The sequence below is a fragment of the Nocardia sp. NPDC127579 genome (genome assembly GCF_042672005.1).
In the GTDB taxonomy this organism is placed as follows: Bacteria; Actinomycetota; Actinomycetes; order Mycobacteriales; family Mycobacteriaceae; genus Nocardia.
Genome location: NZ_JBHXVZ010000001.1, coordinates 615,573 through 636,568, shown reverse-complemented (window position 1 = coordinate 636,568; position 20,996 = coordinate 615,573). Strand labels below are relative to the sequence as shown.

The 20,996-nt window shown below is 69.1% G+C and carries 7 protein-coding genes; 5 read left to right on the top strand and 2 right to left on the bottom strand.

Translation table 11 applies throughout. The annotated features are described in order from the left end of the window. The first annotated feature begins 11 nt into the window (after positions 1 to 11). A complete protein-coding gene (locus ACFVMC_RS02500) occupies positions 12 to 1,649 on the top strand; it encodes a long-chain fatty acid--CoA ligase (protein ID WP_379206172.1) in 1,638 nt (545 codons plus the stop codon). Between the two features lie 43 nt (positions 1,650 to 1,692). Here the strand turns inward: ACFVMC_RS02500 and ACFVMC_RS02495 are convergent, their stop codons facing one another. Both ACFVMC_RS02495 and ACFVMC_RS02490 read right to left on the bottom strand, forming a co-directional pair. Beyond that, positions 1,693 to 2,085: an SCO5389 family protein gene (locus ACFVMC_RS02495; RefSeq protein WP_379206170.1), complete on the bottom strand. Its 393-nt coding sequence runs from the start codon at positions 2,083 to 2,085 to the stop codon at positions 1,693 to 1,695. A gap of 78 nt (positions 2,086 to 2,163) precedes the next feature. Beyond that, the gene (locus tag ACFVMC_RS02490) at positions 2,164 to 3,192 is read right to left on the bottom strand and encodes a nitronate monooxygenase (protein WP_379206169.1); all 1,029 of its coding nucleotides are present in this window, start codon (positions 3,190 to 3,192) and stop codon (positions 2,164 to 2,166) included. A 243-nt stretch (positions 3,193 to 3,435) separates the two neighbouring features. Here ACFVMC_RS02490 and ACFVMC_RS02485 point away from each other — a divergent pair, with 243 nt between their 5' ends. From ACFVMC_RS02485 to ACFVMC_RS02470, 4 genes are all read left to right on the top strand, one after another. Further along, on the top strand, positions 3,436 to 4,260 hold the full coding sequence (locus tag ACFVMC_RS02485) for a M23 family metallopeptidase (RefSeq protein WP_379206167.1): 825 nt from the start codon (positions 3,436 to 3,438) through the stop codon (positions 4,258 to 4,260). A gap of 62 nt (positions 4,261 to 4,322) precedes the next feature. After that, the gene (locus ACFVMC_RS02480) at positions 4,323 to 5,306 is read left to right on the top strand and encodes a DNA-binding response regulator (protein WP_379206165.1); all 984 of its coding nucleotides are present in this window, start codon (positions 4,323 to 4,325) and stop codon (positions 5,304 to 5,306) included. 187 nt (positions 5,307 to 5,493) lie between these two features. Continuing rightward, positions 5,494 to 13,299, top strand: coding sequence for an amino acid adenylation domain-containing protein (locus ACFVMC_RS02475; protein WP_379206163.1), 7,806 nt, complete (start codon positions 5,494 to 5,496; stop codon positions 13,297 to 13,299). Positions 13,300 to 13,423: 124 nt separating this feature from the next. Continuing rightward, the gene (locus ACFVMC_RS02470) at positions 13,424 to 20,935 is read left to right on the top strand and encodes an amino acid adenylation domain-containing protein (RefSeq protein WP_379206161.1); all 7,512 of its coding nucleotides are present in this window, start codon (positions 13,424 to 13,426) and stop codon (positions 20,933 to 20,935) included. Positions 20,936 to 20,996: the final 61 nt, after the last annotated feature.

The following is a 20,996-nucleotide window of genomic DNA, read 5'->3' as shown; positions in this document are numbered from 1 at the left end:
GGAGTACCCCGATGTTCAGCACCATGCAGGACGAGCAGCTGTCGCTGGCGACGCTATTGAAGTACGCGTCCACCTTCCAGGGCGACAGCACGGTGTCGACCTGGACCGGAACCGGCGTACGCACCATGACCTACCGTGAGCTCGGCGCCGACGCGGCCCGGCTGGCGAACGCGTTGCGCGGCATGGGAATCGGCGAGGGCGACCGGGTCGGCACCTTCATGTGGAACAACAACGAGCACCTGGTCGCCTACATCGGGGTGCCCGCGATGGGCGCGGTCCTGCACGCGCTCAATATCCGGCTCTTCCCCGAGCAGCTGGTCTATGTCGCCAATCACGCCGAGGATCAGGTCGTCATCGTGGACGGCACGCTGCTGCCGCTGTTCGGTCAGTACCTGCCGAACCTGAAGACCGTCCGCCACGTCATCGTCGCCAACGGTGACGCCGCCGCGCTCGAAGCACCCGAGGGCGTGCAGGTGCACTCCTACGCCGAACTGCTGGCCGGACAGCCGGACACCTTCGACTTCCCGGTGATCGACGAACGTGCCGCCGCCGCAATGTGTTACACCTCCGGCACCACCGGTGACCCGAAGGGCGTGGTGTACTCGCACCGCTCCAACTGGCTGCACGCCATGCAGGTCTGCCAGCCCAACAGCATGGGTTTCAGTGGCGCCGACACCACCCTGGCGATCGTGCCGATGTTCCACGCCAATGCCTGGGGCCTGCCCTACGCCGCGCTCATGTCCGGCGCGAATGTGCTGATGCCGGACCGGTTCCTGCAACCGCAGCCGCTGCTGGAGATGATGGCGGCGGTCAAGCCGACCTTCGCCGCGGCGGTGCCCACCATCTGGGGCGGTGTGCTGGCCCAGCTCGCGGCGGCTCCGCAGGACATCTCGCATCTGCGTGCCGTGGTGGTCGGCGGTTCGGCGGTGCCGCCCTCGATGATGCATACCTTCGACGAGAAGTACGGCGTCAAGGTGCTGCACGCCTGGGGCATGACCGAGACCTCGCCGCTCGGTTCGGTCGCGCACGCGCCGGCCGGGGTCACCGGCGAGGAGGAGTGGGCCTATCGCTACACCCAGGGCCGCTTCCCCGCCGCCGTGCAGGCCCGGCTGGTCGCCGATGACGGCAGCGTGGTCGCCAACGACGGGGAATCCTTGGGCGAGGTGGAAGTTCGCGGACCGTGGATCACCGGCTCCTACTACGCGCCGGATGGCGCGGAGGTCGACCCCGACAAGTTCGACGACGGCTGGCTGCGCACCGGCGACGTCGGCAAGATCACCCCGAACGGCTATCTGACCCTGGTGGACCGCTCCAAGGACGTGATCAAGTCCGGCGGCGAGTGGATCTCCTCGGTGGATCTGGAGAATGCCGTGATGGGCCACGCCGCGGTTGCCGAGGCCGCCGTGATCGGTGTCCCGGACGAGAAGTGGGACGAGCGCCCCCTGGTCGCGATCGTCCTCAAGGAGGGCGCCGAAGCGAAACCCGACGAACTCCGCGACTTCCTCACCGACAAGTTCGCGAAATGGCAACTCCCCGAACGCTGGACCTTCATCTCCGAGGTCCCGAAAACCAGCGTGGGCAAGTTCGACAAGAAGCGCCTGCGCGCCCAATATGCCGACGGCGAGCTCACCGTCACCACCCTCCCCTGACCTGCGAAGGCCCGCCCGGCGGGTGGCTGGGCGGGCCTGTGGGTCAGCAGTTGCGGAGTTCTGGGCTCTGGTTGAGTAGCTGGGCTCGGGTGCTGATGAAGGTGGTGTAGGTGTCGCCGCCGACTGCCGAGAGGGGGAAGGCGGCGACTCGGTGGCAGTTCTGGAAGGCCAGTTTCACGTTGAAGTGGCGTTCCAGGCCGCCGCGGATGGCGTCGGAGGCCATGGCGCGCAGCAGTTGGCCGCGCGCCGTCTCGTCCGGGGGTGCGGTCAGGTTGTCGGCGTATTCGGATGTGCCGGAATGGAGTTCGGCGGCTACCCGGCTGACCACCTCGTAGGCGTAGGGCAGTGAGGTACGGACGCAGTCGACGAAGTCGGCGTCGTCGATCTCGCCGCGTTCGGCGCGTTCGAGCAGGGCGGTGGGGACATCGAGGGACATGAGCGCTCTCCTCCGGTCGTGGGGTGGATGGCGATGCCCCTGGAGTCTAATCGAAAGTCGTTGTCAACAACCCTGAATTCAACGCGAAAGTGCCTTGGTCAGAGCAATTTTCGCTTCCGAGCCGAGCCGCGCGACCAGGTCGCCGGCCGGTAGCTCGGGTGTCAGCGCATGGGTCTGACCGGCCCACAGGTTCACTTCGTCGGTATTGCCGGCCGCCCGCGCGGCGGCCCGCAGCGGCGCTGTCGCGTAGTGGATTTCGGGGTAGGCGGCCGGAGCGTCGGTGTGCTCCAACTGGAATCGGTTGCGGATGCCGCGGGCGCGCCGACCGGTGAAGGCCCGGGTGAGCATGGTCGGTTCGGCGGACCCGAGCGCGCCGCGATGGACCGGATTGGTGCCCGCCTCCGGGCAGCGCAGGAACACCGTGCCCAGCTGCGCCGCGCGGGCGCCCGCCGCCAGCACGGCGGCGACACCGGCGCCGGTGGTGATGCCGCCGGTGGCGACCAGCGGCAGATCGACGGCGGCGGTGAGCAATTGGAGCAGGGCCAGCAGTCCGAGCGGATCGGTGACATCATCGGCCGCGCGGTCGACGAAGGTGGCGCGGTGTCCACCGGCTTCCGCGCCCTGGGCGATCAGCACGTCCGCGCCCACCGCGGCGGCGGCCCGCGCCTCGGCCACCGAAGTGACGGTCACCCACGCCTGGGAACCGGCCGCGTGCAGGCGCGCGACCTCCTCGGCGCTGAAGCAGCCGAAGGTGCACGAGACCACCGGAACGGGCGCGGCGACCAGCAGGTCGAGCTTGGCGTCCCAGGCGTCGCCGTCGTAGCGCGGCTCGCCGACCTCGTGTCCGGCGGCCAGTGTGTCGACATAGCCCGCGTAGTCGGCGGGGGGAGTCGGCGCTCCGGGCGCGAACAGATTCACCCCGAACGGCTTACCGGTCAGCGCGCGCGTCTTCTCGATTCGCGCGGCGGTCTCCTCGATGCCGAGATACCCGGCGGCGAGCATGCCGAGCCCGCCCGCCTCGGACACGGCCGCGGTCAGTTCCGGTGTGGAGGGCCCGCCCGCCATGGGAGCGAGCACTATCGGGGTCGGCAACTCGTCGAGGATCACGAAACCCAGTCTGGCACTCGCCAGATCACGGATTGTCGCCGGAAGTTACCGGAATCCGGACCCTGCATCGGCCCGCTACCTGCGTAAACATATTCGAAGGTTGCGGAATGGTCACGACGGGGTAGAGTTCCCATCACAACGGAAGCCGAAACGTTACAAACTTCGAACTCCGTTTCCCTGTTGGTCGGACGCTAGGACGAAGCTTTGTCGCAGCACCGGGTTGGCCCCAGTTCCATCACCGTTATGAGCCTTCTGGGCAATGAGGTTGCGGTATCGGAGCGCCCGACGCGGCATCGCGCCGAGTCGCCGTCCGCCGACCGCGTCAAGCGCGTCGCCACCTTCGCGGTCGCCGCCGGTGCCCTGGTCGGCACCGCCACCCAGGTCGCTCCCGCGCTCGCCGCGCCGCTCTCGCCGCACCACGACACCGACGAAACCGCCGCCGAGCCCATCACTTTCAAGGGCGTCGGCGAGGTCGCGACCACGCAGGCCAAGTTCGCCAGCCCGGTCGCCGATGTCGAGCCCGAGCCCATCCCGGTCGCCGCGCAGGTCGCCGCCCCGGTGGCCGCTCCGTTCGGCATCCAGAACCTGCCGCCGGAACTCGCCGGCCCGCTCGCCCAGGTCGAAGGCGTGCTCAAGGGCGCGCAGCAGCAGATCGCCCCGGCGCCCGCGGTGCGCCCGGTGGCCGGGGCGATCAGCTCCGGCTACGGCGCCCGCTGGGGCACCATGCATTACGGTGTCGACTTCGCCGATCAGCTCGGCGCCCCGATCCACTCCGTCAGCAGCGGCACCGTCGTCGAGGCGGGCCCGGCGTCCGGCTTCGGACTCTGGGTGCGCGTCCTCCAGGACGACGGCACCACCGCGGTCTACGGACACGTCAACGAGACGTTCGTGCGGGAAGGCCAGCGGGTGCAGGCGGGCGATGTGATCGCCTCGGTCGGTAACCGCGGCCAGTCCACCGGCCCGCACCTACACCTGGAGATCTGGGATCAGGGCGGCTCGAAGATCGACCCCCTGCCGTATCTGGCCGCCAAGGGCGTTCCGATGCACTGGGGTCCGTCCGAGCACTGATATTCGTTGCCCAGCTTGATATCTCACCAACCTGTGGATTGCCCCCTGGTTAGGCTCATCACGTGACCGAGTTGGGCGATATCTTCGAACCGGGATCACCACATGGCCGTACCTACGCCGTGCTGGTCCACCATCCGCGCTCCGGCCTGGCCGATATCGCGAGCTACCTCGATGTTTCGGAGGAGTCGGCCGCAGCATCGCTGAAGGTGCTGTGCGAACTCCAGGCCGCGGTCCAGCTGTCCGACGGTGACGGCGCGCCCCGCTGGGATGCCCATGCACCGGAATCGCTTTCGGAATCCGAGGCCCGCCGCCGCCAGCACGAGATCAGTCAGATGCACGCCGCCGCGGCCCGGCTCAGCGAGACCTTCCGTTCGGTGCGGCGTTCGCCGCGCAGCAACGGCGCCATCGTGCCGGTCTTCGAACGCGTAGAACTGCTGGCCGATTTCGAGGAAATCCAGTCCGCGGCACGCAGTTCGGTGAAACTCATCGAACGCGGACCGTTCCTCAGCGACCCCGAACGCGAGCAGCGCCAGTTCCAGCTCAAACGCACCCGGCTCGGCGAGGGCATCCGCTACCAGACGCTCTACCAGGACACCATCTACCAGGACGCGGACCGACTACGGCACGCGCTGGCCACCAATGCCAGTGGGGCACAGGCGCGGACACTGCCCGAACCGCCGTTCAAGCTGATCATTGTCGACGACGAGCGCGGCATCCTGGTGCTGCACGCCGACGAGCGCCGCCCGGATCCGATGGGCATCCGGGTGTCCGGGTCACCCGCTCTGCGTTTGATGATCAAGACCTTCGATGTGCTGTGGTCGCTGGCCGCGCCGATCTCGGTGAACCCCTCCGCCGAGGAACTCGACGAACGCGACAAGGCGATCCTGACCCTCATGGGGCTCGGCGCCACCGACGACACCATCGCCCGCCGGCTGGGGATGTCACGTCGCACCGTCGTGCGCCGGACCGCGCGCTTGCTGGAGCGACTCGGCGCCAGCACCCGCTTCCAAGCCGGAGTGCAGGCCACTCGGCGCGGCTGGCTCTGACGTTCGTGCGCGTCCGCGAATGTGACGGCTGTTTCGCCCGAATTCAGCGGATCAGACAGCCCGTTATGATGACCCGGACCGCGCCGGGCCCGGGCCGAAACTCCTGGGTGGGCCGGCCCAGACCGGGCCGCGCGGCCGTTGAGATGACGGCGCGGCCGAGCTAGACGCGAGAGGTGAGCACACCCGAATGGATACCGCCCGTCATTCCGGTCGCGGTGCTCGCCGCAGGTCGGACGTTCCCACCTTCGGTCAGCTGCTCACCGCCGCCGTCGAATCCGCCGCCGACACCGTGGCCGTGCGCGCCGGCGCCGAGGAATTCACCTACCACCAGCTCGATGCCGACTCCGCGCGGCTGGCCCGCGAACTCGTCGGCCGGGGCATCGGCCCGGGTGACGTGGTCGCCGTCGGCATCGCACGCGGCATCGAATCGGTGCTCGCGGTGTGGGCGATCGCGAAGACCGGCGCCGCGTTCGTACCGGTCGACCCGTCGGCTCCGGCCGAACGGATCGCGCACATCGTCGGTGACTCCGCCGCCGTGCTCGGGCTGACCACCTCCCGGCATCGCCGCAAGCTCGGTTCCGACATCTATTGGATCGAATTGGACGATCCGGTGGTGGCGCAGCGGATGCTGGACCGGCCGGAGCATCCCCTCGCCGACGCCGAACTGGTGCGGTCGCCGCACGAGCGGCATCCGGCCTATGTCCTCTACACCTCCGCTGATCAGCCCGAAGGCGTCGTCGTCACGCACAGCGGGCTGGCCGGGCTGGTCGCCGCCCAAGCCGAGCGCTACCGGATCAGCGGCGAATCCCGTGTGCTGCATGTCTGCTCGCTCGACTCCGATGTGTCCGTGCTGGAGCTACTGCTGGCGTTCTCGCGTGGCGCCGCTCTGATCGTGTCGCCGCCGACGGTGTCGGGCGGCGTCGAACTCGCCGAACTGCTGCGCCGCGAATCGGTGACGCACATGCTGATCACACCCGGTGCGCTGGAATCGGTGGATCCCGCCGAGCTGCCTGATCTGCGGGTCGTGGTGGTGACCGGCGACAGATTCGGCCCGGAACTGGTGGGCCGCTGGGCCATCGGCGACCGCGAGTTCTACAGCGGTTACGGCCCGGCCGAGGCCACCATCCTGGTCACCGGCACCGCACCCATACGTGCCGACGAGCCGGTCACCCTCGGCTCGGCCATCCCCGGCGTCGGCGTGTTCGTCCTGGACGCGCGGTTACGGCCGGTGCCGTCCGGAATCGTCGGCGAGCTGTACCTATCCGGTCCCGCACTGGCCCAGGGCTACCTGGGCCGTCCCGGACCCACCGCCGAGCGTTTCGTCGCCAGCCCATTCGATCCGGAGGCACCGGGCACACGCCTCTACCGCACCGGTGAACTGGTGCGCCGCACCGAGAGCGGCGTCATCGAGCACGTCGGCCGAGTCGACGCCCACACCGAGGCGCCGGACGAAACTCCACTGAACCCGATCGACGAGCCCGCCCGCACCACGCAGCCCGAGCCGGTCTTCGCGGAGCGTGAATACCGCGTCCGCACAACCCCGGCCGTACAGGCGGGCGAGCCTGTCGGTGTGCGGCCCGAGCGCGTGGCCGAACCTGTGGACTTGCTATCCGAGCAGGTGACCGAGCTCGCGGACCTGCGGCGTGAGCGTGTGGACGTTCAGCTCGAACACTCGGCCGAGCCTGTGAGTCCGCGGCTGGAGCACGCCGGTGAACATGAGGGTACGAACCCCGGACGTATGGCCGAACTCGCGGAGACGCAATCCGAGCATGCGGCTGAGCCTGTCGACGTGCGGCCCGATCGAACGGACGAACTCACGGACTCGCGGCCGAAGCATGCGGCTGAGCCTGAGGGAATTCGGCATGCACCCGAACCCATGGGCCCGCAACCAGAACAGGATGCAGAGCCTGCCGGACTTCGGCTCGAGCATGCGGCTGAGCCCGGGGGTGCGCAGCCCGGAAGGGCCGCTGAACCAGTAGATGTGCGGCCAGGACAGGTGCCTGAGCCCGTGGACTTGCGGCCCGAACGTGTGGGCGCGCAGCTTGAACATGTGCTCGAGCCTGTGGGAAAGCCGTTCGGGCAGGCGGCCGAGTTCGAGGGCATGCGGTCCGGGCAAGGGGCTGAGCCTGCGCGGCGGGTTGTGCGGGCGGTGGTGCGGCCCGATCGGGTGCCGTTGTCTTTCGCGCAGCAGCGGCCGTGGGGTCTGAATCGGATCGATCCGGACAGTGTGGTCGACAATGTTCCGGTCGCGGTTCGGCTGACGGGGCGCTTGGATGTGGCGGCGTTGCAGTCGGCTATCCGGGACCTGGTGCAGCGGCACGAGGTGCTGCGAACGGTCTATCCGGCGGTCGATGGCGGCGGGACGCAGGTGGTGTTGCCACTGTCGGATCCCCGTGCGGTGCCGCCGCTTCCGACGTTGGATGCCGCCGCCGACCGGGTGGTCGAGTTCGTCACCCGGGTGGCGATGACCAAGTTCGATGTCACCGCCAAGCCGCCGGTGCGTGTGCAGTTGCTGCGGCTGAGCGATACCGAGCATGTGCTGGTGTGCGTCGTCCACCAGATCTCCGGTGACCGATTCTCCATGGGCCCGTTGATCCGGGACCTGATGACCGCCTATGCCGAACGCGCCCGAGGCGCCCGGCCGGAGTGGCCGGAGCCGGCGGTCCAGTACGCGGACTACGCGCTGTGGCAGCGCGACACCCTGGGGTCCGAAGACGACCCGGAATCACCGCTGTCCGAACAGATCGCCTACTGGCGGGGCAGGCTGGCGGCGCTGCCGGAACAGCTGAATCTGCCCGCCGACCGTCCGCGACCCGCCATCGCAAGCAAACGTGGCGCGACATTGCGCACCACGATCGACGCGCAACTGCATGCTGCCCTGTACCAGGTTGCCCGGCAGCACGATTCGACGCTGTTCATGGTCGCGCACACCGCACTGGCGGTGCTGCTGGCGCGATTGTCGGGCACCCGCGACATCGTGATCGGCACGCCGGTCGCGGGCCGCGGCGAGGCCGCGCTCGACGAGCTGGTCGGCATGTTCGACAACACCCTGGTGCTGCGCACCGAGATCCATCCGGGCGCGGCATTCGCGGAGCTGATCGGACAGGTCCGGCACAGCGATATCGAGGCCTTCGAGCACGCCGACGTGTCGTTCGAGCGGCTGGTGCAGCTGCTGGACCCGATGCGCTCCACCGCCCGGCATCCGCTGTTCCAGGTGCAGCTGGTGCTGCGGAACTCGGAGCACACCCGGCTCGAGCTACCCGAGCTGACCGTGACCGGCACCGATTCGAACGTGCCGCTGGCAAAGTTCGACCTACAGCTGGAGATTGTCGAGGAGTTCGCCGAAGGCGGTGCCCCGCAGGGTATTTCGCTGGTCTTCAACTACGCCACCGATCTGTTCGACGAGCCGACAGTGCAGGATCTCGTGGATCGATTCCGCCGGATTCTGCTGGCCCTGACCGCCGATGCCGCGACCGTGGCCGGCGATGTCGATCTGCTCGCCCCGGGCGAACGGGATCTGGTACTGCGCGAATGGAATTCACCCGGCGCCCAGATACCCGAGGTCTCGCTGGTGGATCTGATCGCGGCGCAGGCCCTGCGGCGGCCGGACGCGGTCGCGGTCCGGTCCCAGGGCGCCGAGCTGACCTTCGGTGAACTGCTACGCCGGGCGAACCGGGTGGCGCGGGCGCTGATCGCGCACGGCGCTGGGCCGGAAACCCTGGTCGCCGTGGCGCTTCCGCGCACCGAGGAGCTACCCGTCGGCCTGCTCGGCGTGCTGCTGACAGGCGCGGGCTACCTGCCGATCGACACCACCTATCCGGCGCGACGCCTGGAGTTCATGCTCTCCGACGCCGCGCCCACCTGCGTGCTGACCACCGCCGCGGTGGCCGACGCGGTGCCCGCCGGGGACGTGCCGGTGCTGCGGTTGGAAGCGACCGGCGACCTGCCGGACACCCCCCTCACCGATCGGGATCGGCTCGCGCCGCTGCGCCCGGACAACCTGGCCTACGTCATCTACACCTCCGGGTCGACCGGCGTGCCCAAGGGGGTCGGCGTCGCGCACCGCAATGTGGTGGAGCTGTTCGCCAATACCCAGCTCCTGTTCGACTTCGACGAAACCGATGTGTGGACGCTGTTCCACTCCTACGCGTTCGACTTCTCGGTGTGGGAGCTGTGGTGCGCGCTGGCCAACGGCGGCACCGTCGTGGTGGTCGACCAGGTCACCGCGGGATCGCCGGAGCTGTTGCGCGAGTTGCTGATTCGTGAACGTGTCACGGTGCTCAACCAGACGCCCTCGGCGTTCCATCAGCTCGCCGAGGTCGATCACGCCGCATCCTCGGCCGGTGAATTGGCCCTGCGCTACGTCGTTCTCGGTGGCGAGGCGCTGGATCTGCGTCAGCTCCGGCGCTGGTACGAGCGGCACGCGGTGGACGAGCCGTGGCTGGTGAACATGTACGGCATCACCGAGACCACCGTGCACGTGTCGTTCCTCGAGCTGAACGACCAGATGGTCGAGGGCGCGGCCAGCCTGATCGGCCGGGCGCTGCCGGGCTCGGACGCCTATGTCGCCGACGAGCGGCTGCATCCCGCGCCGGTGGGTGTCGCGGGCGAGATCCACATCGCGGGCAAGCAGCTCGCGCGCGGCTATCCGGGCCGCCCCGGGCTCACCGCCACCCGGTTCGTCGCGGATCCGTTCGGCGCGCCCGGCGCGCGCATGTACCGCACCGGCGATGTGGGCCGCTGGGTCGGCTTCGGCGGACGCGCGAGTCTCGAATACGCCGGTCGCGGCGACCGGCAGGTGCAACTGCGTGGTTTCCGGATCGAGCTCGGTGAGATCGAGTCCGCGCTGCTCGGTTGCCCCGGCGTGAGTCAGGCCGTGGTGCTGGTGCACGAGGGCGACCGGCTGGTCGGGTATGTGGTGCCGGACACCGCGGCTCAGCTCGAGCCAACCGAATTACGTTCCGCAGCAGCGGAATTCCTGACCGCCGAGATGGTGCCCGACGCCATCGTGCTCCTGAACGCGCTGCCGCTCACCCCGAACGGCAAGCTCGACCGAAAGGCGCTGCCCGCACCGGAATTCGTGAGCTCGACCGTCGCCGCGCCAGCGGCCCGGAGCACCTCGGCCCCCGGCCCGTCCACCCCGCCGCCGCTCGCTCGGAGCACCGTGGATAGTGGTGCGCCTGTTCGGCCGTCGCTGGCTGGGGGTGCTGTGGATGGTGGTGCATCTGTGGGGCTGTCGGTGGCTGGGGGTGCTGTGGATGGTGGTGCGTCTGCGGGGCTGTCGGTGGCTGGGGGTGCTGTGGATGGTGGTGCGTCTGCGGGGCTGTCGGTGGCTGGGGGTGCTGTGGATGGTGGTGCATCCGCTCGGCCGTCGGTGGCTCGCGGTGCTGCGGGCACCGGCCCGACCGCCCGGCCGCCGCTCGCTCGGGGCGAGCGCCCCGGGCGGATTCCGCTGACGCTGCAGCAACAGCGGATGTGGGCGCGCAACCAGCTCGACCAGGACTCCGCGGCCTACAACATCCCGCTCGCCATCCGGCTTACCGGCGTGCTCGATGTGTCCGCGCTGCGCTACGCGGTCGCCGACGTGCTGGAACGCCACGAGGCACTGCGCACCCGCTACCCCGGGCCGGGCGGTCTGCCGTACCAGGAGATCGTCTCGGTGGCCGACGCGCTGCCTGGCGGGCTGGACGCCGAGACCACCGACGATCCGATCGGCCGGCTGACCACGATGATGTCGGGCGGTTTCGACGTGACCGCCGCGGTTCCACTGCGCGCGGTGCTGTTGACCTCGCCCGGCAATCCCGAAGAGCACCTGCTCGTGGTGGTGGTGCATCACATCGCCGCCGACGGGGTCTCGATGGCGCCGCTGGCCCGGGACCTGGCCACCGCGTATGTGGCGCGAGTGGAGGGCCGGTCGCCGGCGTGGGTGCCGCTGGAGTTGCAGTACGCCGATTTCGCGCTGTGGCAGCGGGCCGCGATCGGCGCCGAGGACGACGCGTCCTCGGTGGCGTCCGCGCAGCTGGCCTATTGGCGCGAGCGACTGTCCGGGCTGCGCGCCGAGCCGGCCGTGCCGCTGGATCGCCCGCGTCCGCCGGTGCCGTCGCTGCGCGGTGCGGCAACCGGGCTGGCCCTGCCCGCCGACGTGCGCGAGCAGTTGGCTCAGCTTGCGCGGGAACATGATTCGACCTTGTTCATGGTGGTGCACGCGGCGCTGGCGGTGCTGCTGGCTCGCATGTCCGGAAGCGCCGACATCGTCATCGGCACGCCCATCGCCGGGCGCGGCGAGCGGGCGCTGGACGATCTGGTCGGCACATTCGGCAACACCCTGGCGCTGCGCACCACCGTCGAAGGCGATGTGCGCTTCACCGATCTGGTCGCGCGCACGCGCGAGACCGATCTGTCCGCCTTCGACAACGCCGATGTGCCGTTCGAGCGGGTGGTCGAAGAGGTGACCGGCGGGCTTCCGGGAACCGATCCGCTGTTCCAGGTGGTTCTGTCGTTCCAGAGCACCGAGATGCCGAGTCTGCGCCTGCCCGGGTTGACCATCGCCGGTTTGGACTTGAGCGCGATCTCGGCCGAGTTCGATCTACAGGTGATCGTCGATGCGCGCACCTCCGGCGAGCTCACCCTCGAATTCAGCTATGCCACAGACATTTTCGACGAGTCGACGGTCCACGCGTTTGCCGGCTACTTCGCCCGGATCCTGACCGCGGTAGCCGCGGATCCGGCCGTGATCGTCGGCGATATCGCCCTTCTCGACGCCGAGAAACGCGATCGCGGCGATATCGAGCAGCTTGCCACGGCTGAGCGACTCTCGATGGCCGAGGAGCCCGTTGTGGCTGAGCGGCCTTCGGTGACCGAGGAGTTTGCTGTGGTCGAGCGGCCTGCTGTGGCCGAGGAGTTCGCTGTGGCTGCGCGGTCTGTTGCGGTCGAGCAGCCTGTCGTGGCCGAGGAGCCTGTTGTGGCTGAGCGGCTTTCGGTGGCCGAGGAGTTTGCTGTGCTCGAGCGGCCTGCTGTGGCCGAGGAGTTCGCTGCGGCTGAGCGGCCTGCCGTGGTCGAGCAGTCTGTTGTGGCTGAGCGGCCTGCCGTGGCCGAGCCGTCTGTTGCGGCCGAGCGTGCTGCTATGGCTGAGCGGCCCGTGGCCGAGCAGTCTGTTGTGGCCGATCCGGTGGAGAACATCGGTACGGCGGGTGCCGCACTGACGCAGTCGTTGACCGCTGCGGTGGAGGACGATCCGCAGGCTCCCGCCGTGGTGTGGGGTGCGGCGGAGGTCAGTTACCAGGATCTGGACGCGCGTTCGTCGCGGCTGGCGCGGTTGCTGATCGAGCACGGTTGTGGGCCGGGCACGGGGGTCGCGGTTCGGCTGGGGCGCGGTGTCGACGCGGTGGTGGCGAGCTGGGCGGTGCTCAAAACCGGTGCGGCGCTGGTGGGTTCGCGCCTGCCCGCGGGCATCGAGGTGGCGGTCGGGCTGGGTTCGGGGCCGGAAGCGCTGCGGTGGCTGGATCTCGCGGCCCCGGAGGTGCGTTCGGCGCTCGCGGCGCAGTCACCGCGCCCGGTGACCTACGCGAACCGGCTGCGCACGCTGCGTGGCGGCGATACCGCCCTGTTCGACGACGGTGGCGCGCTGAGCTACGACGAACTGGCGGCCGCGGTCGACCGGTTCGTCGCCCGTACCGGTCTGACCTTCGAGTCCCGCACCTACGGCACCGGCGGCCCGGTCTCGGCCGCGAGTCTGCTCGAGGTGGTGGCGGCAGGCGCCCACGGCGCGGCCGTGGTGGTCACCGGCGACGCGGGTGATCTGACCGCCGTGCTGGCCGACGAATGGGTGACCCACGTGGTCACCGATCAGGCTCGGCTGGATGGCGTCGATTTCGCCGCGCTGGAGGACCTACGCGCGGCGGTGCTCGTCGACGGCTCGGGCGCAAGCGCGGGCATCGAAGTCGTGGCTCTGGCGGAGTTGCTGGGAGTCAAGGTGCCCAGCCGGATCGGCTGAGCTCGAAGGCAGGTAGTAGTACCGGCACGGCGTATCGTCCGTGTCGGCGGCAGGCCAGAATGGTGGGAGTGGCGTTGATGGTTGTGGGCCGGCAGTCGACCGTGGTCAGCGGGGGGATGCGCTGATGTCGCGTCCCACCCGCACCCGGCCCGCACGTCCGCAGCGCTCCCGGGTCAAGCACCTGCCGCAACTCCTGGCCGCGACCGTCGAAACCAATCCCTCGGGTATCGCAGTGGTTTTCGCCGACGCGGAGGCGACGCGGGCGCGGCTGACCTACGCCGAGCTGGACGAGCGCTCGACGCGGCTGGCGCGTTTACTGATCGATCACGGTGTCGGGCCGGACGATCTGGTCGCGGTGAGTGTGCCACGCTCGGTCGAGTCGGTGCTCGCGGTGTGGGCGGTCGCGAAGGCCGGTGCGGGTTTCGTGCCGGTCGATCCGAACCATCCGGCCGACCGCATCGCGTACATGGTGTCGGATTCTGGTGCGGTGCTCGGACTTACGGTCGGCTCCAGCGCCGACGTGGTCGCCCCGGGGATCCAGTGGCTGGTCATCGATGATCCGGGCGTACAAGCCGAGTTGCGGCAGTACCCGTCGGAGCCGGTCACCTACGCGGACCGGCCGCGCATGCTGCGTGCCGAGCATCCGGCGTATGTCGGCTACACCTCGGGTGCGACCGGCGTGTCCGAGGGAGTCGTCGTCACCCAGGCCGGTCTGTCGAGTCTGTGTTACGAACAGCGTGATCGGTTTCGCGTCACGAGTGATTCGCGGACACTGCATCTCTCCGCGCCGTCGGACGAATCCTCGCTGCTGGAGCTATTGCTGGCGGTCGGCGGCGCGGCCACCATGGTCGTTGTCGCGTCGACGGTTCGTGGCGGTGGCGAGCTGGCGGAGCTGCTGAAGCGGGAGCGGGTGACGCACGCGTTCGCCACCCCCGCCGCGTTGGCGTCGGTGGATCCGACCGGCCTGGACGAACTCCGGGTGGTGGGGGCCGGCGGTGCGGTGTGCCCACCGGAGCTGGTGCGGCGGTGGGGGCCGGGCCGCGAGTTCTTCAGCGTCTACGGCCCGATGGAGGCCTCCGGCTGCGCCAACATCAGCCCGCCTCTGGCACCGGGCGATCCGCTGACCATCGGTGGCCCGATTCGGGCGATCACCGAGTACGTCCTCGACGACCGGCTCTGCCCGGTGCCCGACGGTGTGCTCGGTGAGTTGTACATCGCCGGTGTGCAGATGGCGCGCGGCTACCATAAGCGGCCGGGGTCGACCGCGGCCAGATTCGTCGCGAATCCGTTCGACCCCAATGGTTCTCGCCTCTTTCGAACCGGTGATCTCGTATCCCGGTCGTCCGCTGGGCACCTGGATTACCTGGGCCGCATCGATTTCCAGGTGCCCACCTCCAGCACAGTTCTGGACGACATCTCGCTTACGCCCGCCCGGAACTCGGAGTTGCTGGGCCGCGACGATTTCCAGGTGCCCGCCACCAGCGCAGTTCTGGACGAAGTCTCGCTGACGCCCCCTGGTAACCCGGACCGGGTGTCCGTACCTGAGTCGCGGGCTGCGGGGGTTCGGATGCAACGGACAGATGCGGGGGAGCCCGCGGCCCGGCCGGAGAATCTCGAGGGATTCGGGCCGCGGCCGGTGCTGACTCCGATGCCCCGGCCCGCGCGAATTCCGCTTTCGCCTGCGCAGCAACGGTACTGGTTCCGCAACCAATACGATCCCGCCGCGTCGGCGGTGGACAATATTCCGATAGCGGTGCGCGTGTCCGGCGCACTGGACGTGGCTGCCCTCGGCGCGGCCATCGGCGACGTGTTCGCCCGGCACGAGGCGCTGCGCACGGTGTACCCGGCCGCGCCCGAGGGGCCCTTCCAGGTGGTGCATCCGGCGCCGGCGAAACCGTTCGCCCTGCGTCCGATCGACGTACACCCCGACCACATCGTCGCTCGGATCGTCGAGCTGGCGGTCACGACATTCGATGTGGCCGTGGATGTTCCGGTAGCGATCGCGTTGTTCCGGCTCGCGCCCGCAGAACACGTCATCGGGTTCGTGGTGCACCAGGTCGCGGCCGACGGCTCGTCCACGGCGCCGCTGGCCCGCGATGTGCGGATCGCCTACACCGCGCGTACGGGCGGCACCCGGCCGCAGTGGCTGCCGCTGCCGGTGCAGTACGCCGACTACGCGTTGTGGCAATGGGCCGTACTCGGTTCCGAAGCGGACCCGGGTTCGGTGGCCAGCCGCCAGATCGGTTACTGGAAGCGCACGCTGGCCGGTCTGCCGGACCAGCTCGAGCTGCCCACCGACCGGCCCCGCCCACCGTCGCGTTCGTTGCGCGGGGATACGGTGCGCTTCCGGATCTCGGCGCAGCGGCACGCCCGACTACAGGAGATCGCGCGCGCCGCTGACGCCTCGCTGTTCATGGTGTGCCATGCGGCGCTGGCCGTGCTGCTGGCCCGCCTCTCGGATACCGCCGATATCGCTGTCGGTACCCAGGTCACGGGTCGCGGGGAGCCCGAACTCGACGATCTGATCGGTATGTTCGCCAACACACTCGTGCTCCGTACCCGGGTGCGGCCCGAGCTCGGCTTCACCGAACTGCTGGCCGAGGTGCGCGAACGCAACCTGGAGGCCCACGCGCACGCGGACATCCCGTTCGAGCGACTGCTCGAGGTGCTCGCCCCGGCGCGCGGCCCACTGTTCCAGGTCGGCCTGACGTTGCAGAACTCGCTCCGAACCCGGTTCGAACTGCCCGGGATGACGGTCAGCGGCGTGGATTTCGACACGTGGTCCGCCAAGTCCGACCTGCACCTCACCCTCGCCGACAGTTACGCCGAGGATGGCGCTCCAGCCGAGATGAACGCCGAATTCGTTTACGCCACAGATATTTTCGATGGGCCAACGGTGCTCGGCTTCGCCGAGCGGTTCGTGCGCGTGCTGGACGCGGTGATCGCCGATCCGGCCGTGCAGGTCGGGGCTATCGATCCGGTGATGGCGGCCACCGACAACGATCGCGTGTTGGACGCGGTGATCGCCGATCCGGCAGCGGCGGTCGGGGCCATCGAGCCGGTGCCGGCGGCCGCCGACAACGACCGCGTGCTCGAAACCTGGAGTGCCACCGCGCATCCGCTCGATCCCGCGGCCACGCTCGCCGGGCTGCTGGACGCGACGGTCGCGGCGAACCCGGATGGGGTGGCGCTGGTCGCCGACGCGCCGACCGGCCGGATCGAACTCACCTATGCCGAGCTGGATGTGCGGGTGAATCGACTTGCCCGCCACCTGATCTCGCTCGGCGTCGGACCGGAATCCCGGGTTGTGCTGGCACTGCGTCGTTCGGTGGACCTGGTCGTCGCCATGTACGCGGTCACGCGGTCCGGCGGCGCGTACGTGCCGCTGGATCCTGAACAGCCGGTTGATCACCTCAACCGCCTGCTCGACGCTGCCGCACCGGTTTGTGTCCTGACCAACGTCGAAACCGGTTTCGGCACCGGCCCTTTCCCTATTGTGCAGATCGACGACATCCGCGCGGGCGACACCGCGCCGGTCACCGACGCCGACCGCTCGGCCCCGCTGCGCCCGGACAATACCGCCTATGTCCTCGTCACTCCCGGCTCCAGCGGCGTCGCCGTCACGCACCGCGCCATTGCGAACCAGTTGCGCTGGAAGGCTGAAGAATTCGGTCTCACGCCGAAGGACGGGATGCTGCTCGAGACCGCGGCAACCCTGAACCTGTCGGTCTGGGAGTTCTGGTCCGCCGCGGTCTGCGGTGGGCGCCTGGTCATCGCGACGGCGGACGGTCACCAGGACCCGGCGTACCTCGGCGAGCTGATCACCCGGGAATGGGTGACCACCCTGCACACGGTGCCGTCGATGCTGGGCGCGCTGGTCTCGGCAGGGTTGCCGGAATGCATGTGGCGCGTGCTGACCCTCGGCGAGCCGCTGCCGGGTGCATTGGCACAGCGCCTGCGGCGTGAACGGCCGCTGGTCGAATTGTTCAACCTCTACGGACGGACCGAGGCGGCGGTGTCCATCACCAGCCACAAGGTCACGACTGCCGACGAGACTTCGGTGCCGATCGGCCGTCCGGAACCGAACAGCCAGGTCTTCGTGTTGGACGGCCACCTGAACTCGGTGCCGGTCGGAGCTTCCGGCGAGCTGTACCTGGCCGGCGCGCAGCTCGCTCGCGGCTACCTCGGCCGCCCCGCCTTGACCGCGGATCGCTTCGTAGCCAACCCCTTCGGCCCCAGCGGCACCCGGATGTACCGTACCGGCGACCTGGCGGCCTGGAATGCAGACGGTGAGCTGGAGTACCGGGGCCGCACCGAAACCCGGGTCGAGCAGCACACCGATGCCGCTACCGACGTGCGGGTCGCACCGTCGACGTGGCCGCAGCGGATTCCGCTCTCGCCCGCGCAGCGGCGGATGTGGTTCTTCAATCGTTTCGACCCGGAGTCCGCGGCCTACAACGTTCCGATCGCGGTGCGGCTCACCGGATCTCTCGATGTCGCCGCGCTGCGGCACGCGATCGCCGATGTCGTCGACCGGCACGAAACGCTACGGACGGTGTACCCGGGAACCGAAGCCGGCCCGGTGCAGGTGATTCTGGCGGCCGAACAGGTCGAACTCGGGCTCAGCGCGGTCGCGGCCGATGATGTCGAAAAGGCCGTGGTGGAAGTGTTTTCCACTGGTTTCGACGTGACTGCCGCGCCGCCGGTCCGGGCAGCATTGTTCGATATCGCCGGGCGCGGTGCGGATTACGTGCTCGCCGTCGCGGTGCATCACATCAGCGCCGACGGCTGGTCGGCCGCGCCGTTCACCCGCGACCTGATGACCGCCTATCAGGCCCGCAGCGCGGGGATGGCTCCGGGCTGGGCTCCGCTGGCCGTGCAGTACTCCGACTATGTCACCCGGCAGCGCGAACTACTCGGCAGCGCAGCAGATCCGGAGTCGGTCACGGCCCGCCAGATCGCCTTCTGGCGCGCGACCCTGGCCGATCTGCCGGACCACCTGGACCTTCCGGCCGACCGGCCGCGGCCGCCGGTGCGGTCCTGTGCGGGCGAGCAGGTCGAGGTCGTGATCGACGCCGACCTGCATCGGGCACTCGTCGACTTGTCCGAACAGCAGGGCGCGCCCCTGTTCACGACGGTGCAGACCGCGCTGGCGGTACTGCTGGCTCGGCTGTCCGGCAGCGCCGACATCGCGATCGGCACGCTGCGGCCCGGCCGCGATGAGGCGGCCGTCGCAGACCTTATCGGCGTGTTCGTCAACACCTTGGTGGTCCGCACCAAGGTCGATATGGGTGCGGGTTTCGCCGATCTGGTTGCGCGGCAACGCGTACTGGACACGCAGGTGTTCGCCAATGCCGACGTACCGTTCGAGCAGCTGTTGGAGGTGCTGAACCCGGTGCGTTCCACCGCGCGGCATCCGCTGTTCCAGGTCGGCCTGACCGTGCGGAACATTTCCCGCACCACACTGGATCTGCCGGGACTCACCGTCGCCCCGTTCGATCCGGACACGCGGCTGTCCCAGTTCGATCTGCACTGGGAACTGATCGATTCCTACGACGCGGACGGCGCACCCGCCGGACTCGGCGGCTTCCTGACCTACGCCACCGACCTCTTCGACGCGTCTACCGCGACCGGTTTCGCCAACCGCTTCACCGGTCTGCTCCGCGACCTGGTCGCCACCCCGCACGCTCCGGTCGGTGACCTCGAACTGCTGGACACGGCAGAGCGTTCCGTTCTGACCACCCGCAATACCACTGCCCACCACGTGGATTCGTCCGCGACCCTGGCATCGCTGCTGGCTGCCACGGTTGCCGCGGACCCCTCGGCGACCGCCCTGGTCACCGACGACGGCGCGCAACTGACGTACGCCGAACTCGACGCTCGGGTGAATCGGCTCGCCCGCCACTTGATCCACCTCGGAGTCGCCCCGGAATCGCGTGTCGCGCTGGCAATCCGCCACTCGGTGGACTTGGTCGTAGCCATGTACGCGGTCACTGTCGCGGGCGGTGCGTATGTTCCGCTGGACCCGGACCAGCCCGCCGCTCGCAGCGCCTACCTCCTGGAGGCCACCGCCCCGGTCTGTGTGCTGTCGACCTCGCGGGAGGCGTTCACGGCCGGGTCGGTGCCGGTCATCGAGATCGATGCCCCAGCTGACCGCACTCCATCCGGCGGCCCCGAGGACGTGGCGGCGCCGGCCGGGTATTCGTCGGCGCCGGTCACCGATGCCGATCGGGTCGCTCCGTTGCGTCCGGGCAATACCGCGTATGTGATCTTCACGTCGGGTTCGACGGGTCGTCCGAAGGGGGTCGCGGTCACGCATACCGCGATCGTGAATCAGTTGCTGTGGAAGACAAGGGAGTTCGGACTCGATGCCGCGGATGCAGTGTTGTCGAAGACGGCGCCCACGTTCGATCTGTCGGTGTGGGAGTTCTGGTCCGCGGCGGTCTGCGGCGGACGTTTGGTGATCGCTTCGGTTGCGGGGCGCGAGGATCCGGCATACCTCAACGAGTTGATCGCGCGGGAATGGGTGACCACCCTGCACGTGGTGCCGTCCCTGCTGGATGCGCTGGTGACGGCCGGACTACCGGATTCGTTGTGGCGGATCCTCGCGATCGGCGCAGCACTTCCGGCGTCGTTGGCGCGACAGGTGCGGACTGTGGCGCCACGGGTGGAGCTGTTCAATCTGTATGGTCCGACCGAGGCGGCGGTGTCGGCCACGGCTCATCGGGTCACCGGCGGTGACGAGCTTTCGGTGCCGATCGGTGTGCCGCAGTGGAACTGCCGGGTTCACGTGCTGGATGCTCGCCTGCGGGCGGTGCCGACGGGTGTGACGGGTGAGTTGTATCTGGCGGGGGCGCAACTCGCGCGGGGGTATGAGGGGTGTGCGGGCCTGAGTGCGGAGCGGTTCGTGGCCGATCCGTTCGAGCGGGGTGCGCGGATGTATCGCACGGGTGATCTTGTGGCCTGGAACCGTAAGGGGGAGTTGGAGTATCGGGGTCGTGCCGATCTTCAGTTGCAGGTGCGGGGTATGCGGATCGAGCCGGAGGAGATCGAGTCCGCGCTGCTGGCGGTCCGAGAGGTTGCCCAGGCGGCGGTGGTCGTGAAGTCGGATCGTCTGGTCGCCTACCTGGTGCCGCGTCCGGCGATGACTTCGGCTGTCCCGGAGGAACATCCGGCCGATGTGCTGGGCGCGACCGTTCAGGCCGCCCGCCTGGCCACGCTCCGCACGGGCGCGGTCGTGGATATCGCGCGGGTGCAGTCGGCTCTGGCCGATACGCTTCCCTCCCATATGGTGCCCTCGGAGTTCGTCGTCCTCGATGCCGTACCGCTCACCGGAAACGGCAAAGTCGACCGAAAAGCGTTGCCGGAAACAGACTTCGAGCTCCGCGCCGCTCGGGCCGCGGTCACTCCGCTCGAGATCACGGTCACCGACCTGTTCGCCGAGGTTCTGGGAGTATCCCGAATCGGTGTGGACGAAGATTTCTTCGAACTCGGCGGCGACTCCCTGCTGGCCATCGAACTGACCACCCGCCTGAGCCATACCCTGGCCCGGCCGGTGCCGGTGCTGTGGATGTTCACCGACCCCACCCCCGCGGGCATCCTCACGAACCTGGATCTTCGCAACCCGCGGGCCTGAAAGCGCAGTCGAGCGACCGGTCAGGGCATTGCGATCTGGTGCCACACCGGCCACGGTGCCG

Coding starts and splice junctions, on each gene's coding strand:
- ACFVMC_RS02500 (WP_379206172.1), top strand. CDS start 12: ATGTTCAGCACCATGCAGGACGAGCAGCTGTCGCTGGCGACGCTATTG.
- ACFVMC_RS02495 (WP_379206170.1), bottom strand. CDS start 2,085: ATGTCCCTCGATGTCCCCACCGCCCTGCTCGAACGCGCCGAACGCGGC.
- ACFVMC_RS02485 (WP_379206167.1), top strand. CDS start 3,436: ATGAGCCTTCTGGGCAATGAGGTTGCGGTATCGGAGCGCCCGACGCGG.
- ACFVMC_RS02475 (WP_379206163.1), top strand. CDS start 5,494: ATGGATACCGCCCGTCATTCCGGTCGCGGTGCTCGCCGCAGGTCGGAC.
- ACFVMC_RS02470 (WP_379206161.1), top strand. CDS start 13,424: ATGTCGCGTCCCACCCGCACCCGGCCCGCACGTCCGCAGCGCTCCCGG.